Raw genomic sequence first — 17,329 nt, 5'->3', positions numbered from 1 at the left:
AAGGCTGTGAGAACTGCAAATCTGTGGGATGAGAAAGTGGGAAGGCAGACAAGGGAAAATTATTGAACGAGTTTCTTTCTTAATCAGGTATAAAACACTATTTTATTCAATTAAGTACTAAAGCAAAATTGGAGCGATCGCAAGTCAGCTTGGAATATAATTCTTTTGACTTTTAACTTTTGACTTCCGCCTTGCGGTACTAGTCTTATATCAAGCCTAAATTAATAACTTTTTGCAGTGCTTTTTCAAATGCTATGCCTTGTTTGAGGGCGATATACAACAATACTATTGCAGCTGAACGAATTGAATTATCACAATGTATCAGAATCGGTTTGGGTAGTTCAGTGATAATCTGATATATCTGGAGCATACCTTGATGATTAATGTCTTCAGGTTTAGTTGGGATATTAACGTAATACAATCCCAAAAGCTCAGTCTTCTCCTGCTCATTAGCCAGCAAGTCTATTTCGTCGGGTAAACGTAGGTTCAGTACAGACTTATAACCCTCATCAGCTATTTGTCCCAGTTGATCTAGTGTAATTTGCCCAGCGATCGCTAAGTTATCATTAATCTTCCTAACAATATTCATCAGCCAGATTAACCCCATTTTGCCAATATTATCCACACTCTGAATTTAAGAAAACAATTTGAAGATCTTGTGAGGAATTGGGCACAAGAGGCAGAGCAAAAAACTTACTCCCCTGCTCCCCTGGTTACTGAGCGTAGCCGTTGGCGTGGTAACAGAGCGTAGTCGTTCGCGGAGCGTCTCGTAGAGAAGTGCAGCCTCTCGTAGAGAAGTATGCTCCCCTTCTCTTTACTACCCTCTAAATAGGTGGTGTAAACTGTTCAATAATTCTCTGGCCGTATAGGGTTTAGATAAAACTACTTGCACATTAACATCAGCAGCTTGAGCAAACACTTCCATTGAGTTCAGCCCGCTACAGGCAATAATTTGAAGCTGGTTGTTCATTTTTCGCAAGGTGCGAATAGCGGTGATTCCATCCATTTCTGGCATCATTAGATCCATCAACACAGCATTGATTTGATGCTTGTGTTGGGCATAAAGTGCGATCGCCTCAATGCCATTACTAGCAGTGAGTATCTTATAGTTATGATTTTCTAGAATGATTGTGGTAATTTCCCGAATTTGAGCTTCATCATCTACAACTAAAATCAATTCTCCCTCTCCTGGGAGCAAATCCAGGTCTTCTATCTTAAATGAGTGGGTTGCTTCTACAGCTGGTAAAAACAGGTCAAACTTGCTGCCTCTACCGACATTGCTAGACACTTTAATAAAACCGTCATGGCTTCTAATGATGCCCAACGCTGTTGAAAGTCCAAGTCCCGTACCTTTGTTGACCTCTTTTGTGGTGAAAAATGGCTCAAAAATTCTATCTAATATTTTTGGCGGTATCCCAATTCCGTTATCGGTAACGGTAATCACAATATAATGCCCAACCTTGGCATCAAGATTCATTCTGGTATAAGCTTCATCAATAAACTTATTTTCCACAGAAATATTGATATTGCCACCATCTGGTAAAGCATCGCGGGCGTTTACTAACAGATTCATTAACACTTGATGTAGTTGTGTAGTATCCCCAGCGATCGCGCAAATATCTTCTGGGATAATGGTGGAAAATTCAATAGATTTGGGAAATGTCTGTTTAGCAATTTGGATAATTTCTGAAATTAGATACTGGACTTGAATAATTGTCGGCTCTCCTTTATATCCCCGTGCAAAGGATAAGACTTGCTTCACTAAAGCTGCTCCGCGTTTGGCGTTGCTTTCTATCAGTCTCAGCAATTGCCCAGAACGCTCCTCGTCTTGGAAAAATTTTCCCTGTAATAATTGAGCAGCTGCCAAAATAGGCGTCAATATATTGTTCAAGTCGTGGGCAATACCACCTGCAAGGGTACCAAGGCTTTCCAATCGCTGGGTGCGAAAAAACTGCTCTTCGAGTTGTTTCTTTTGGGTGATGTCAGTGTCAACAGTCAGGATGGATTTGGGATCTCCGGCAGAATCGCGCATCAATGTCCAACGGCTTTCCACAATAATTTTCTGACCGGATTTTGTAACTTTATGTAACTCACCTTGCCACGAGCCACTCTCAATTACGCTTTTTAGTGGTTCTTGCAATTGCTGGTGAATTCCAACTGGGTATAAAATCTCGTAGAGGTCTTTGCCAATAACCTCTGTAGAAAGCCAACCATACATCCGCTCTGCACCTTTATTCCAGAATAAGATTTGAGACTGGAAATCTCGAACTAATATGGCATCGGTAGCGATATCAAGTAGAGCGGCTTGTTCGGAGATTTTTTGTTCCGCCAGCTTCCGCTCGGTGATATCCCTATTTGTACCGATGATCCGGATCGGCTCACCGATTTCGTTATAGTAGACCTGACCTTTGCAGTTTAACCAGTGTAGGCTGCCGTCGGGCCAGATAATTCGATACTCTATAGATCCCTTTCCTTCCTCAATCATGCGAGCTATAGTCGCAGCTACAGATTCGCGATCTGCTGGATGGATTAAATTGAAATAGTCTTCAACGGTTGGACACAAGGTATTGCTCGGCAGACCATAAAGTAGCCCCATATTGGCAGACCAAACACAAGTATTGGTGATCAGGTTCCGATCCCATATGCCTATTTGGACAGCTTCAGTCGCTAAACTCAATCGCGCTTCACTTTCCCGCAGTGACTCTTCAGCCAGCTTGCGCTCGGTGATATCTTCAGCAATGCCACCATAGTAGTTAACTTTCCCTTGGTCGTCATAGACAGCAAAGCCCCGATTCCAAATCCAGCGGATCGATCCGTCAGGTCGCAAAATCCGATATTCTGCTGAAATGGATTGACTGCCACTAAGTAGTTGCTTAATTGATTGGGTAGCGCGATCGCGATCGTCTGGATGAACTGTGTCTACCCAAGATATTGGCTGCTCAAATAAACCTTGGGAAGATCGACCCCAAATCTTCTCATAAGCAGGACTAATGTACAAAGGGTAGAATGAATCTGCGCTACCAATCCAGATCACTGCGTGGGTATTTTCGGAAAAAGTGCGAAATTTCTCCTCACTTTGGTGTAGTGCTGCTTCGGCAAGTTGGCGGTCGTGTAACGCAGCTTGCTGTTCGGTAATATCTCTGCCTACCAGTTGTATTTCAACAACCTCTCCTTTGTCATTATGAATTGCGATCGCATTCCATTGAAACCAGCGAATACCGTTGACTGTCAATGCACATCGCTCATAATTAGTCAAGGAATGGGATGAAGATCCTAAAGCTGTGATACTTTCCATCACGTGAGGCAAGTCATCTGGATGAAGAAACTGGAAATATGACTGACCACGAAACTCATCTTGTTTCCAGCCGAAGGTTTGACAAGCTGCCACATTGCCAAAGGTAATTTGCCCCTGCAAATCAATGCGAATAATTAAATCAGTTTGGCTTTCCACAAGTTGGCGATAGAGGTTTTCGCTCTGCCGTAACGCCGCTTCTGCCCTTTCGCGTTCAATAATTTCTTGTTGCAACAGGACGTTAGACATCACAAGTTCTGCTGTCCGTTCCGTCACTCGTTGTTCTAACTCCTCGTAAGCTTGGTGCAGTTTTTCTTTCACAACCCGGAGTTCTTCGAGGGCTTGTTGAAGTTCCTGATTAACTTGCATCATTTGAGCCGATTGTGCCTCAACCCATGATTTTAAATTATTTTGACTTTGGCTGCGGACTTACTCTATCTCAATTGGCTGAATATTTTCTGACTGTTCAAGACAATATCGACTAAAAAACTATCAGGGCTAATCGATCATAGAGAATAATTAATAACATGATTTAAGCTAGCTAATTTAAGCAGTTGCTCGTTGAATCTTATGGTTAATTTGTCAATTATAGTGATCTTCCTGTAATTTATCTGAATATAATTTGAGGATTTTGCGAAAAAACCGCTAAATCAGCCTGAAAGTATTACTTAAGAAATATGTATAAGTTTTGCTAATTTATTAAGTATTTCAACTATCCTCACAAGTTCCTTATATTTAAAGACTATAGTCAAAATATAGACAGTTTGTTTTAAATATTTACGGGCTTCTCAAGTAGCTGCCCTGATTTGCAACAACACTTTTATGAACAGGATTTGAGAAAAATATGAATTACTGCCCTTGCTGCTCAAGCCTACTTTTAGAACATATACGCGGTGCAGAGACTTACTGGTTTTGTCGCCACTGCTGGCAGGAAATGCCTATTTATGATTGGAACGAATCCAGTTCATTCGCTGATGTTGTCATGGGTAAACTACCTAGAAAGCCTCAACAAGAAAAACGTAGAAGTACTATTGTTTACGCAAGCCAATGGCAATCGATTACCGAATGGATTGGGCTAGAAGAGTTATCTACGTAATCCAATTTCCTGAAATCATTTAGTATAATGATTTTTCTTTATTTCAGTAATCAATTGCTCAAGAATGTGAGACTTTAGCCAAAATATCAGGTATTAACTGATACAGCTAGGAAAAGAAGACAGAAAACTTTCTCAAACCCACAGCCAAACAGGTGAGGTTGCTTCTGAGGTTAGGCTATATCTGACTTGAGGTAGCAACCTCTAATTAACCATTTCCATACAGAGTAGGGGAACCAGAGGACAATGGTAAGTTTGTAGGGCAACTCTAAAAAACTTGTATGTACACCGTAGCTCGGTGTCAATAATTATCATTGGAATAAAGAAGGGAGAAAAAGGGCTTGAGCCTTGTTTACTTTTCTTTACACAGCTTGTTTTTATTGTGCCAACTTGCTTAACAGAGAATTGTTGCTACGCTAGCGATACTTCTCTTATCTTTTCAAGCATCTCAGCCATCCATCAAGATTTATTGCTTACTTTAATAATCTTTTGCTTATAGCCCCCGATTAATTCGAGAGTTTTTAAGGTTGAAAAATGAATTTGTAATTTTGATTTTATTGGGATGCAGCTAATAGTGGTTTAGCTTTATACAGCCTCAATCATCTTCCCAATATTCATGATTCAGTAAATCGATAATTCTATCTCTGAGTAGAAATTCATTTTTTTCTAACTCAAGTTCAAAATTAACCCAGTCACGAAGAGGAATATATTTACAGAGAGTATAAATTGGCTGCTGACGGTTAACAAGTCTCTTTTTAACAAGTTGAAGTGCTTCTTCCTTGATAACCTTGATGTCATATTTAACCGTAGTATTCATAAGTCGTTCCTTTCTTTTCAATCAAGGAATTAAGACTCAAAACAATAGTTGCTTTGACTCTCCCTTAAACTTATCAAATAAAATTGGCGAGAATTGTGAAGAATCAAGACATTAATAGTTGCTGGAAGTTAAATACAGGAGATTTCAACTTCTCTACGAACGCGAACAGCGTGTCGGAGACAGAGGCTACACCAACATCAGATACAGAAATACCCGACCACTTTTCCTTTTGTAAGTGTTGCCACTACGTTGGTCAGCCCGACTGACTTGTTCGCTCTTAGACTTTCTGCTATGAAAGCAAGTGGGGTGCGCAGGTGTAACTTGTATAGTTACAAATAGTAAAATACTCTTTATGGATTTAAGTATACCCTCTTTAGATAGGTTCTTGTAGAAGATATATCCAGAAATTAAATAATATGCATGATCTAGAACCCTTGTAGAGACATAGCATAGCTACATCTTTCTACATTCTTTTTCACCAGATGTCTAGAGCAATAAGGTTGGCACAACAAGCTACAAACATCAAAAGAGAATATAGATGTTCTCTAGGCGACTTGTCAGAAGATAGGCTAGGGTAAATAACATTCTCTAGAAAACTTATATTATGCTCCTGAATCTTGATAAAGTTCGTCAATATTTTCCGGCTCTAGCTGGTGAGTGGACTTTTTTTGATAATGCCGGTGGGTCACAAACCTTGAAAAAAGTAGTAGATAGAATTAGCGAATTTCTCCTCAGTTCAGATGTCCAGTTAGGAGCTTCTTATGGCATCTCTCAACTTGCTGGAGAACGATTGGCTTTAGCAACTAGGGGAATGGCTACTTTCATTAATGCCAATTCTTATAAAGAAGTGGTTATGGGCCCATCTACTACAATGATGTTGAAAGTTCTCTCAATGTGTCTGGGCCAAACCTTTACACCTGGTGATGAGGTTATTGTTACTAATTGTGACCATGAGGCTAATATTGGTGCTTGGGTAGCTCTTGAAAAACAAGGAATGAAGGTTAAAGTGTGGAAAGTTCGCCCAGATACTTTAGAACTTCATTTAGCAGATTTAGAACCATTGATGAGTCATAGCACCAAACTGGTAGCATTGACTCATGCTTCTAATGTTTTGGGAACCATCAATCCAATCAAAGAAATTGCTGCATTTGTACACGATCGCAACGCTATGATTTGTGTAGATGGTGTAGCTTATGCACCCCACAGATTAGTTGATGTCCAAGATTTAGATGTTGATTTTTATACTTTGAGTTGTTACAAAGTCTATGGGCCGCATCATGCCTTACTTTATGGCAAAGAAGAACATTTATTAAGATTGCCTGGTCTTAACCATTATTTTATTGACCAGACAGACATACCTTATAAATTTCAATTAGGGAATGTCAATTTTGAATTAAGTTATGGAATGTTAGGTTTATGTGATTACTTGAGTGAATTAGCACAATTGCACTACGGAAATGAAACTGCATCTGATTTGAGAAATCAAATGGTGCAAGCATTTGATTTAATTAGCATACATGAAGAACATATTAGCGATCGCCTCTTAAATTACCTCAACACTAAGCCTAATGTGCGAGTGATTGGTCAATCAAAGGCTGACCGTCAAACCCGTGTACCAACTATATCTTTTGTCGTTGATGGAATAAATAGCTCAACCATTCCCGCAAAAATTGACCAACATTATATTGGGATTCGCTATGGGGACTTTTATGCTAAACGGCTCATTGAATACCTGGGGTTAGCGTCCCAAGGTGGAATAGTCCGGGTGAGTATGGTGCATTACAACACCCTTGAGGAAGTTAACAGCCTAATTGAGGCTTTTGAACAGACATTTTAATTAACGTGAATTCGACAGACTTCACCCACCCAGCCTCCCTCTCCTGCGTTCGCGAAGCGTCTCGAAGAGAGGAGAGGGAGGAGCAACGAAAAATTAGGCTTTTTGCTCCCCTCTCCTGTTAGGAGAGGGGCTGGGGGTGAGGTCAAAATCCTGTGCATCGAACTTACGTTAATTAATTCGTAATTCGTAATATTTCGGCTCCCCAATACTGCTCGGTTAAGCCTAAAAAAGCACTCCGGGTAGGTTGGGTTGAGGAACGAAACCCAACATTTTCAGGGCTTTGTTGGGTTTCACTCCGTTCAACCCAACCTACGAATCTATACATGGTTTTCTTTCACATAGTGTCTAAATCCCTTTATGCAACTGTTTTTAATTACAAATTACGAATTACAAAGCTGCAAAACTTGTACCTCTTCTTGTGGAGAAATTAATGTTTTCCCCACAGGTAGAACAGCTAAGGCATTGGTTTGAGCTAAATTAATTAAATTGCCAGAACTGTGACTACCACCAGCTTTGTGAAATTCGTAAACACCATCAATTAAATGCAATTTACCCCAAAGGTAAGTTTCACGTTTGCCGTTTGATCGCAATTCCTCATGCGATCGCACTTTCAAAAAGACTGGTTCCCAACCTTCAGTAATTCCCGAAAGTTTCTTGATTGCTGGTAGCACAAATCGCCAAAATGTCACCAACACAGCAGCAGGATTTCCTGGTAAACCAAAGTATAGTGCTGAATTTTGAGTTGGGAAAGTGGCGACAGTCAGGGGTTTTCCTGGACTTATCTGTACAGCCCGAATGTAGATTTTTGCTTTTAGTGACTCTAGAATTTTGTCAACATAGTCATAATCTCCCACTGAGACGCCACCAGAAGAAAGAACTATATCAGCGATCGCAATAGCGTGAGCAATGACTTTCTTCAAAGCAACTGGATCGTCTTTCACAATGCCTAAAATTAACGGTTCTGCACCACTTTGTCTCACCAATGCTGCCAGCGCATACTGATTAGAATCCACAATTTGCCCTGGTTGCAACGGTCGATCGACTGTCACCAACTCATCACCAGTGGAAAAAATTGCCACACGTGGACGGCGGTAAACACTTAATTGCGGACACTGTGCTGCTGCCAATACGGCAATTTCTGAGGCATTTAACTTAATTCCTGCTGGTAGTAGTTGTGTTCCAGCTTGATAAAAAGATGCTTTGTGTCTGACAAATTCTTGCGGTTTTGGCGCATCCAGTATAAACACGCGGTTTTCCTCGCGGCGTGTCTTTTCTTGCATGACTACAGTATCCGCACCTGCTGGGATTACCGCACCAGTGAAAATCCGTGCGGCTTGCCCTGGTTGAATCGTAGACTTGGGCTGATACCCAGCCGGAATCTCTTCAACAATTTCTAAAATGGCTGGTTGTTCAGTGCTAGAGTGCTGTACATCTTCGTAGCGAACTGCGTAGCCATCCATTGCCGAATTATCCCAATGGGGAAAATCTAGCAGACTGGTGACAGGTGTTGCCAAAATCCTACTATCGGCTGTCAATAAATCTACAACTTCTGTATCCCGTTGACGATCCAACGGCTGCACCAAATTTAAAATAATTGCTTGTGCATCGCTGACTGATAACATAGCGATCGCCTCCGAATTTTCTTTTATTCTTGGGTAGCTTTGTCTAGATTTCTATAAGCCGTAAATCCCAAGCTACATACTGCGAGTAAACCGATAATTATGCTTCCTTCGGGGACTTTGGATACCTGAACTGAATTGTTACTTAAATCTAGTATTTGCTTTGTACCTGTTGCATCTCTATTGTTAAAACCAAATTCTTTCGCTAGAACCTCATCACTAAAACCTTCATCTATGAGTGCGAGATTATTATTAAGCCATGTGTCCCCAGGAAGCGCATCATCCTTGCCAACATCAAAGGGGCCAAAGATTTGCTCAGTAGTGCTATCAAAGTTGAATCTCAAAAAGCCGTAGTTAGAGATCCCACTAAGCACTGGAGTGAAACTATTTATCAGATTACTCAAGGGATCAAAGAAGGAAATTGAGAGAGATTGTAAGTTCTTCGTAACTCCCAAGCCTGTTTCCGAAATGACGCTGGGAGCAGTTGTTGTATCGTAGTTAAATGAACCTTTCGCTGAATAACCAGTGTTTCCTTTCCAGTTAAAGTTGAACTCGGCAGCATGAGCTAGGTTATTCGTGTTTATGGCGATCGCTAACCCTAAAGCAGTAGTCGTCACCACACTAATAGCTGTTTTAGCAAACAGATGTATCATGATACAACTTCCAAACTTATAACATTAAGTTTTTACAACAAAAAAATATTTCCTAAAAACAGACTCTTGTGGCGTAGACAAGATAAGCGCCCGAATTATGGAACTTTGATGTATAACAGCTTAAACGCCAAACCCAAGTCATCATCTTAATATAAAAAACAGGAGCAATTATTATTCTCCAACCCCTAAATAAAAATACTTATTTTGTATGACTATCGAACGACTTCCCCAAAAACACTATCCCAAGGCTGAGATTGGACGCCGAGGTATGGCATTGGGACTTGATTTCCTTGGTGTCTGGCTAGTCAGTTCCCTACTGGGAGGCGGCGATATCGGGATTCAATTTGTGCAAATCCTAGTTTTTGTCATATTTTGGCTGATTTTGCGGGTACTAGTGCCATACAACAATCAAGGGCAAAGTTTAGGGCGTTGGGCGTTCGATTTAAAGGTTTTGGAAGTTGAAGATGGGGAAGTAGTGGGCAGAATTCCCGATTTGCTCTCACTAGTGAAGCGAGAGGCGATTATCGGCTTGGGTGCTTTATTAGTGTCAATTGCCCTGAGCAATATTAGAGCCAATCCCACTGCTATACTGCTAGTAATTCCCCTAGCTATTGATTGTGGGACTGCCTTCTCTGATACCCAGATGCGGCAGGCTTTACACGATCGCTATTGTGGAACTTTTATCGTTTCGTCGCGTCGTGGCTACTCGCTCGATATAAAGATTAAAAGATTAGTTGAAAATATGCGGCGGAATGTGAGAAGATAGTCATTTGTGTTAATTCTCTTCAGGCTTCACTGTTTGTAAGATTATGGCTAAGAGTAAAGGTGCCCGCATTATTATCACACTAGAGTGTACTGAGTGCCGGACAAATTCAGATAAGCGTTCTGCTGGTGTTAACCGTTATACCAGTACTAAGAATCGCCGCAACACCACCAACAGGCTAGAACTGAAAAAGTTCTGCACCCACTGCAACAAACATACCGTTCACAAGGAAATTAAGTAGAGATGAGTTATTTCCGTCGTCGTCTTTCTCCGATCAAGCCAGGAGAACCAATCGATTATAAGGATGTTGATTTATTGCGTAAGTTTGTCACCGAGCGGGGAAAGATACTGCCACGTCGGATTACCGGGCTTACGTCTCAACAACAGCGAGAGTTGACATTAGCAATTAAACGTTCGCGGATTGTGGCTCTGTTGCCATTTATCAATGCGGAAGGCTAAAAAGAGTGATGAGTTATGAGTGATGAGTGATGAGTTAAGAATCAAAACTTCTAACTCCTAACTCCTAACTTAAAACTATTTAAACTGTTCACCAAATTAGAGTGCGAGAGTTGTGGAGAAGGGGACGCTAGTTGAATTTAGGGTTCAAGGCGATCGCCGTCTGGGCATCGTAGAACGTCCAGACGGTAAAACCCGCTGGTTTGTGGTAGACGAACGTGGTCAATCCCACAGCCTCGCGCCTAGACAAATAACCTATACAGTTACCGGACAGACTTACAAGGCTTCTGAAATTGCCAGCTTTTTGGAGCAGATCAAGCCTTATTTAGACCCATCTAGTTTAGAAGTGGCTTGGGAATTACTGGTTGAAGATGGGGAAACAGTTACCCCAAACCAAATGGCGAATCTGCTATTTTCAGAATCAGCCGCGCCTCCTTGTTACGCCGCCTATTGCTTGTTATCAGACGACAAACTTTATTTCAAGCAAAAAGGAGACGCTTACGAGCCGAGAACTGCTGCTCAAGTAGCAGAACGCAAGCACCAACTGGAAGTAGAGGCCCTAAAAGCTAAAGGACAGCAGGAATTTTTAACTCGCGTAGAGCAAGCGCTCAAAGGTGAAGCAGTAGAGTGGCAGCGCCACGATCGCCAGCGCTTAGAAGGACTAGAAAAATATGCAGCGCTAATAGCTGACACGGTGCGGACGGGGGTTAATTATGACTCCTTGGCTCGCGCTTATCCACCCAGCGCTCCAGTACTAGAAACTATGACCATGCTGGGACGCCCCACAACACCCCAAGGGGCTTTTCAACTATTAGTAGATTTGGGTTGCTGGAGTCCTAATGAAAACTTGTTCCTGCGGCGTTCTTCAATTCCGATTCAATTTCCTCATAAGGTATTAGAAGTGGCGCAACAGCGTTTGGATTTCCCGCCGATTGACTCAGATGCAAACCGCCTTGATCTGACTCAACTGAAGGTTTACACCATTGATGATGAAACTACCACAGAGATCGACGATGGTCTAAGTTGGGAAGTACTGCCTGATGGACGGGAGCGCCTGTGGGTGCATATCGCCGATCCCACTAGATGGTTAGTACCGGAAGATGAATTAGATTTGGAAGCCAGAAAGCGCGGTAGTACAGTCTATTTACCGACGGGAATGATTCCCATGTTTCCAGAAGTGTTGGCAACTGGGCCAATGAGTCTGATCCAGGGAAAGGTTTGTTGCGCCCTCAGTTTCGGGATTATTTTAGGTACAACTGGGGGAGTAGAAGATTACAGCATTCATACCAGCTTTATTAAGCCGACTTATCGCCTCACCTACGAAGATGTAGATGAAATGCTGCAATTACGGGTACAGGCAGAACCAGAAATTGCTGCGATCGCTATTTGGGCACAGCGGCGCAGAGCTTGGCGTTACGCCCAAGGGGCAATTAGCATCACCATGCCCGAAGCAACAATCAAAGTCAAAGGTGAGGAGATCCACATTGATATTTTGGACGATTCCCCATCGCGGCAACTGGTAGCAGAAATGATGATTGTTGCCGGTGAAGTTGCGGCTCGTTATGGTAAAACTCATAACATCCCTTTGCCTTTTCGCGGTCAACCGCAACCAGAATTACCTCCAGATGAGGAATTGCTTCTACTTCCAGCCGGATTCGTTCGCGCTTGCGCTATGCGTCGTTGTATGCCCAAGAGTGAAATGAGCATTACGCCTTTGCGTCATGCTGGTTTGGGCTTGGATACTTACACTCAAGCAACCTCTCCCATCCGCCGCTACAGTGACTTACTCACCCACTTTCAAATTAAAGCTCATTTGCGGGGTGAAGTTCTGCCATTTTCCGCAGATCAACTTAAAGAAGTAATGATGACTGTCACCAGCATCACCCAAGAGGTGACGATGGTGGAACGACAAACTAATAGATATTATGCTCTAGAGTATTTACGCCGTCATCCAGAGGAAATTTGGGATGTAACAGTGTTGATGTGGTTGCGAGAAGACAGCAACTTAGCCCTAATTTTGTTAGAAGATTTGGGCTTGCAGTTGCCAATGGCTTTCAAACGTTCTGTGAACTTGGGCGAACAGATAGCGGTGAAAGTTAGCCACGCCGATCCACAAAAAGATATGATTCAGTTCCAAGAAATAATTTATCAAGAAGCCCAGACAGCGGCGAATTAACTAATTTGTCATTTGTCATTTGTCATTAGTAATAATCGCCTAGTATTATCAATTACGAATTATTTTAGCCTTGCTCCAATTACTTTCGGTTACTATATAGAGTAAATGGAATGAGGTAATAATAGTTTAGATAATTTTGCCCGCGGGTTACGGAGTTTTCCAGTAGAAGATTATTTAATATTTTATCGTCCCATTGATGGCGGTGTGGAAGTTGTACGTATTGTTAGTAGTTATCGAGATTTAGAGACAGTTTTCTTAAGTGAGGATATTCCTTAATATTGCATTTGATGTAAGCGATCGCTATCTCTAGCCAATATGTCAGAAAATAATCACAAAGTAATTATTTTTGATACCACCATGCGTGATGGAGAATTGACGCCTGGTGTAAATATGAATTTGCAACAAAAAATCGCTATCTCCCTGTTGCTCGAAGAAATGGGAGTAGATATTATTGAAGTTGGTTATCCAGCAAGTTCTCAAAAAGATTTTGATGAAGTCTTTAATATTTCTAAAATAATTAAAAATTCTATTATTTGTGGGCTAGCTAGTTCCAATTCAAATGAAATAATCACTCTTGCTGAAGCAATTAAACCAGCAATCAGAGGTAAAATTCACACTTATACTCCGGTAAATCTTAAAAATCAGTCTAAATTAAGCCAAGAAGAAGTATTAGCAACAATCAAAGAGAGTGTTTCTCTAGCACGCAATTACTGTGATGATGTAGAATGGAGCGCTTTTGATGCTCCTAGAAGTGAGCCAGATTTTTTGTGTAAATCTATTGAAACTGCAATTAAGAGTGGTGCTACTACTGTTAGTATTCCTGATAGCTTAGGTTTGGCATCGCCAGAAGAGTTTTTGCAACTTCTGCAAATGATTTTTAATCGAGTACCCAATATTAACGAAGTTGTAGTTTCAGTACACTGTCATGATGATTTGGGTATGGCGGTAGATAATTCACTCATTGCTTTAAGTTGTGGCGTGAGGCAAATTGAATGTGCAATTAATGGTTTGGGTGCGAGGAAAGGTAATGCAGATTTCAGTCAAGTTGTAATAGAGATTTTAAAACAGGGGAATTATCAACTTGAGATTAACACTTCGTTAATGAGTAAAGCGGCAGAGTTAATTTTTCAAATCTCTGGGATAGGAGAGTATTATTTTAACCCACTTTCCGCACCCTAACTGTCACACATCAACAAAAAGCTGACAAAGTAGTACACAAGAACTAAGTTCAATTCAAAAGTCAAGAGGCTTAATAGTAATGATAAGTAAGTCGGTGAGAATAAATCAAACTAGATTAAGTAATGTAAAAAATATTGATATCAGTTCTTAGTGAGGGTTTCAGCCCTCATAAGAGGACTAAAGTCCTCTCTACGAGACGCTGCGCGAACACTACAAACCTTGAATTATTCACGCGGCTCTACTTATTCCGAGATATGTACAACCTTTAAAAGGGTTACAGAGGTTTTTTCTGTAAATAAAAACATTCCTACAAAATTAAATTTCTAAAATTTAAACCCATATCCTAGTTAATAGTTCAAACATTAGCTAAGTAGGTTGGCTCAAATAAACCTAACTATGTAACAAAATGTAAAAGAGTCGAAATCCTTGTGATAGCTTCACTTTGCTTTGCTATGTTCGCAATGACATAGTTATAAATTTTCCCACCTACCTACTTAATCGTGGTTTTTACATTCACTGAAAATAGGAACTGGATTCGATAAATCATGGAGAAAAATATTAGTATCACCTTAATGAGCAATGGTTTCCCACTTTCAATGGACACCAATCGTCTCGGCTGGCTTAATTCTAGCGATATAACTTCTTCTATTGCTACCCTCAAACAACAGTATCAGGAACAAGGATATTTATGGCTCAAAGGGTTACTTGATACCAAAAAAGTCATGGAATTTCGCTATCTATTTTTAACAAAATGCAAGAGACTTGGACTCTTAAAAGAAGGTTCATTAACTGAAGATGGGATTTTTTGTGTACGAAAAATAAAACCAGGAATAATGAATAAGATTAGATGCGAAATGATTACTTCTAAAGAATATGAATTTTTATTTAATTCAAAGGAAATTTTGAACTTTTTTCAATTTTTCTTGAACGGATCTGTCTGCTCACTGGAACGCAAAATTATTCGGTGTAAAATACCCGGTGACTATAGTAGTGATACTGGATCTCATTATGATTTGACTTACCTAAGATGTGGTACTAATGATGTGTACACTTGCTGGATACCTCTGGGAGATATTCCAGTAGAAATGGGTGGTTTAATATATTTAGAAAATTCTTGGAAGTTGGGGCAACAAATAGAACAGAAATTTGATTCCGATATCAGTAATTTATCTTGCCAAGAAGCTCATGCTATTCGTAGTCAAGGTATGGGGCGAAGAGGCTGGATTACTAAAGACTTAGCTGCTTTATCTGATTTACTAAATAGTAGATGGTTAGTAGCAGAGTATAAAGCAGGAGATGTTGTTGTTCATAGTCCATATATTATTCATGCTTCTTCAACAAATCAAGATTTACAAAAACGCATTCGCCTATCGACTGACATACGTTACCAAAGAGTAGATTATAAAATTGATCAACGTTGGCGAAAAGCTTGGCAACCTGATGATAATCTTTAAATAAGTAGCCGCTGAGAGGTAGAGTCGAGGGAAATGTTGCCATTCCACCCCTCTCTTCCGAAACCGTGCTTGCGATTGTTCACCGCACACGGTTATTCAATATTTTTATTATAGCTGGCAATATCCTTGTCAGGTCTAACATTCTCCATTCTAGGAGAATTAGCATTACCTTGCCGATAGAGAGCAATTGGTGTTTTTGCCATTCAGTGAGTGTCGAGTTAGGACTATCATACTTTGAATAGCATACTAGTTTTAGTAACGGGTAATAAGTAATTTTTTAACTCTTACCTATTAACCGTTACCACACTTAACTGACTACCGCTTCAGCTTTTTCCTCTACTTTTTCCTTAACTAGAACATAAGGCGTTTCTGCACCTTGTGCTAAATATTCAGCTAGCTGACTTTCAATTTGATCGCGGACAATTTGGCGATACTCTAGAAAATGCTCGTTGTGGGCGCAAGCAGCGATGTAATGCTCGATAACTCCAGGGTTACGCTTGAGAATGCTGAACAAATGATGCCAGAATTTCCAGCGGGTTTCCCGTTTGATTCCTTGTCGCCAAATCACAATTAGCAACGCTTTTATAACTACCCACTCTGGCATTTTGGCTGGTGCTTTCCAACTTGGCAAACCCATCATCAAGAAACAGCGATAAGTGCGATCTAAGTACTGTATTGGGTCGTATAAACTACAGAATGCTTCAATATATTCTCGTGCAAGTTCTTCTAAAGGACGGGTGGGTAGGAAGTTCATCAATGTTGTTTGGTTGATGTTTCCGTCTTGATTTTCCCGTAATCTTCCTTCCTTTTTCAGGCGATGCCAAAGCGCAGTGTTAGGTAACGCTTGTAACATGGCAAAGGTAGTTGAGGGAATTGCTGCTTGTTCAGCAAAGCGGACGATGCGATCGCCTGCACCGGCTTTTTCGCCATCAAACCCGATAATAAACCCAGCCATTGGGCGCAATCCGGCTTTGGTGATGGTTTGCACTGCCTCAGTTAGAGAACTGCGAGTATTTTGAAACTTCTTGGTCATTTGCAAACTATCCTCATCCGGCGTTTCAATTCCCAAAAACACCGCCGAGAAACCACACTCAACCATCAACTCCAACATTTCTTGGTCTTGTGCTAAGTCAATTGAAGCTTCAGTGTCAAATCGGAAGGGATACTTATGTTCTGCCATCCAGACTTTTAACTCTTTCAGCAACAATTTGACATTGCGCTTGTTGCCAATAAAGTTGTCATCCACCATGAACACACCCCGCCGCCAACCCAATTCATAGAGGTAATCTAACTCTGCTAACAATTGCGCTGGGGTTTTGGTGCGTGGTTTGCGCCCGTAGAGAACAATAATGTCGCAAAATTCGCACTGGAAGGGACACCCGCGGGAAAACTGCACCGACATCATGTCATAAGCGTTCAGTTCTAATAAATCAAAGCGGGGTATTGGTGTGCTGGTGACATCAGGTTTTTCTGTGGCGCGGAAAGTGCCAGAAGTCTCACCCCTTTTGATTGCCTCAATAAACATGGGCAGCGTGATTTCCCCTTCATCCAGAATGAGAAAATCTGCGCCAACATTTTCAACTTCATGAGGTACAGAGGTAGGGTAGGGGCCGCCAACTGCGACTAACTTGCCACGTTTTTTTGCTTCTTGAATTTGCTCAAGTAAATCTTGTTTCTGGACAATCATCGCAGAGAGAATTACTATATCTGCCCATGCCCATTCTGCTTCTGTTGCTTGGCGGATGTTACGATCTACCAGCTTGAATTCCCATTCTTGGGGCAAAATCGCGGCTACTGTTACTAAACCCAGAGGTGGTAATAAAACCTTGCGATCGACTAACTCTAGGATTTTTTCATAAGACCAGAAGGTTTTGGGAAATATTGGATACACTAACAAGATTCGCATGTAGTATCAATCCTCACACTTTGATTGTTATCCCACTCTAACGAAAATAAAGAGTTATTGACTTTTTATTAAAGTTGTTTTATT

At 41.0% G+C, this 17,329-nt stretch carries 15 protein-coding genes and 1 pseudogene; 9 read left to right on the top strand and 7 right to left on the bottom strand.

The genetic code is table 11. The features are described from left to right. Positions 1 to 205: 205 nt before the first annotated feature. Together RMX69_RS04485 and RMX69_RS04480 are read right to left on the bottom strand one after the other, a co-directional pair. Complete coding sequence (locus tag RMX69_RS04485; protein WP_289799922.1) at positions 206 to 589, bottom strand: beta-lactamase hydrolase domain-containing protein; 384 nt, start codon at positions 587 to 589, stop codon at positions 206 to 208. Between the two features lie 228 nt (positions 590 to 817). Next, positions 818 to 3,664, bottom strand: coding sequence for a PAS domain S-box protein (locus RMX69_RS04480; protein ID WP_322636639.1), 2,847 nt, complete (start codon positions 3,662 to 3,664; stop codon positions 818 to 820). A gap of 472 nt (positions 3,665 to 4,136) precedes the next feature. Between RMX69_RS04480 and RMX69_RS04475 the strand changes: the two genes are divergently transcribed. After that, positions 4,137 to 4,388: a hypothetical protein gene (locus RMX69_RS04475; protein ID WP_289795690.1), complete on the top strand. Its 252-nt coding sequence runs from the start codon at positions 4,137 to 4,139 to the stop codon at positions 4,386 to 4,388. A 592-nt stretch (positions 4,389 to 4,980) separates the two neighbouring features. Here RMX69_RS04475 and RMX69_RS04470 read toward each other — a convergent pair. After that, on the bottom strand, positions 4,981 to 5,202 hold the full coding sequence (locus tag RMX69_RS04470; protein ID WP_289795689.1) for a DUF4327 family protein: 222 nt from the start codon (positions 5,200 to 5,202) through the stop codon (positions 4,981 to 4,983). A gap of 604 nt (positions 5,203 to 5,806) precedes the next feature. On the opposite strand from RMX69_RS04470, the gene RMX69_RS04465 reads away from it, so the two are divergent. Continuing rightward, positions 5,807 to 7,039, top strand: coding sequence for a cysteine desulfurase-like protein (locus RMX69_RS04465; protein ID WP_322636638.1), 1,233 nt, complete (start codon positions 5,807 to 5,809; stop codon positions 7,037 to 7,039). Positions 7,040 to 7,211: 172 nt separating this feature from the next. On the opposite strand, the gene RMX69_RS04460 is transcribed toward RMX69_RS04465, so the two are convergent. Genes RMX69_RS04460 through RMX69_RS04450 form a run of 3 tightly spaced genes read right to left on the bottom strand, consistent with a single transcriptional unit; the run spans position 7,212 to position 9,311 of the window. After that, on the bottom strand, positions 7,212 to 7,364 hold the full coding sequence (locus tag RMX69_RS04460; RefSeq protein WP_289795687.1) for a hypothetical protein: 153 nt from the start codon (positions 7,362 to 7,364) through the stop codon (positions 7,212 to 7,214). Between the two features lie 55 nt (positions 7,365 to 7,419). Further along, on the bottom strand, positions 7,420 to 8,661 hold the full coding sequence (gene glp, locus RMX69_RS04455) for a gephyrin-like molybdotransferase Glp (RefSeq protein WP_322636637.1): 1,242 nt from the start codon (positions 8,659 to 8,661) through the stop codon (positions 7,420 to 7,422). A 23-nt stretch (positions 8,662 to 8,684) separates the two neighbouring features. Then, the gene (locus tag RMX69_RS04450; protein ID WP_289795685.1) at positions 8,685 to 9,311 is read right to left on the bottom strand and encodes a PEP-CTERM sorting domain-containing protein; all 627 of its coding nucleotides are present in this window, start codon (positions 9,309 to 9,311) and stop codon (positions 8,685 to 8,687) included. 208 nt (positions 9,312 to 9,519) lie between these two features. Here RMX69_RS04450 and RMX69_RS04445 point away from each other — a divergent pair, with 208 nt between their 5' ends. From RMX69_RS04445 to RMX69_RS04415, 7 genes and pseudogenes are all read left to right on the top strand, one after another. Then, entirely contained in the window at positions 9,520 to 10,077 is a 558-nt protein-coding gene (locus tag RMX69_RS04445) for an RDD family protein (RefSeq protein WP_289795684.1), read from the top strand. A gap of 43 nt (positions 10,078 to 10,120) precedes the next feature. After that, positions 10,121 to 10,315 (top strand): 50S ribosomal protein L33, encoded by a 195-nt coding sequence (gene rpmG / locus RMX69_RS04440; RefSeq protein ID WP_094351774.1) that lies wholly within the window; start codon positions 10,121 to 10,123, stop codon positions 10,313 to 10,315. Positions 10,316 to 10,317: 2 nt separating this feature from the next. Beyond that, positions 10,318 to 10,533, top strand: a complete 216-nt coding sequence (rpsR, locus tag RMX69_RS04435) for a 30S ribosomal protein S18 (RefSeq protein WP_012411240.1) — start codon at positions 10,318 to 10,320, stop codon at positions 10,531 to 10,533. A gap of 112 nt (positions 10,534 to 10,645) precedes the next feature. Continuing rightward, positions 10,646 to 12,706 carry a ribonuclease R family protein gene (locus RMX69_RS04430; RefSeq protein ID WP_322636636.1) on the top strand — a complete coding sequence of 687 codons (2,061 nt, stop codon included), beginning with the start codon at positions 10,646 to 10,648 and terminating at the stop codon, positions 12,704 to 12,706. Between the two features lie 150 nt (positions 12,707 to 12,856). After that, a pseudogene (locus RMX69_RS04425) lies at positions 12,857 to 12,982 on the top strand (type II toxin-antitoxin system RelE/ParE family toxin); the annotation flags it as partial. A 39-nt stretch (positions 12,983 to 13,021) separates the two neighbouring features. After that, positions 13,022 to 13,885 carry a 2-isopropylmalate synthase gene (locus RMX69_RS04420; RefSeq protein ID WP_322636635.1) on the top strand — a complete coding sequence of 288 codons (864 nt, stop codon included), beginning with the start codon at positions 13,022 to 13,024 and terminating at the stop codon, positions 13,883 to 13,885. Between the two features lie 545 nt (positions 13,886 to 14,430). Further along, positions 14,431 to 15,339, top strand: a complete 909-nt coding sequence (locus tag RMX69_RS04415; RefSeq protein WP_322636634.1) for a phytanoyl-CoA dioxygenase family protein — start codon at positions 14,431 to 14,433, stop codon at positions 15,337 to 15,339. A 307-nt stretch (positions 15,340 to 15,646) separates the two neighbouring features. On the opposite strand, the gene RMX69_RS04410 is transcribed toward RMX69_RS04415, so the two are convergent. Continuing rightward, entirely contained in the window at positions 15,647 to 17,245 is a 1,599-nt protein-coding gene (locus RMX69_RS04410) for a B12-binding domain-containing radical SAM protein (RefSeq protein WP_322636633.1), read from the bottom strand. Positions 17,246 to 17,329 lie beyond the last annotated feature (84 nt).

The organism is Nostoc sp. EspVER01, assembly GCF_034530635.1.
Classification (GTDB): domain Bacteria; phylum Cyanobacteriota; class Cyanobacteriia; order Cyanobacteriales; family Nostocaceae; genus Nostoc.
This window is presented reverse-complemented; position numbering and strand designations above follow the sequence as displayed.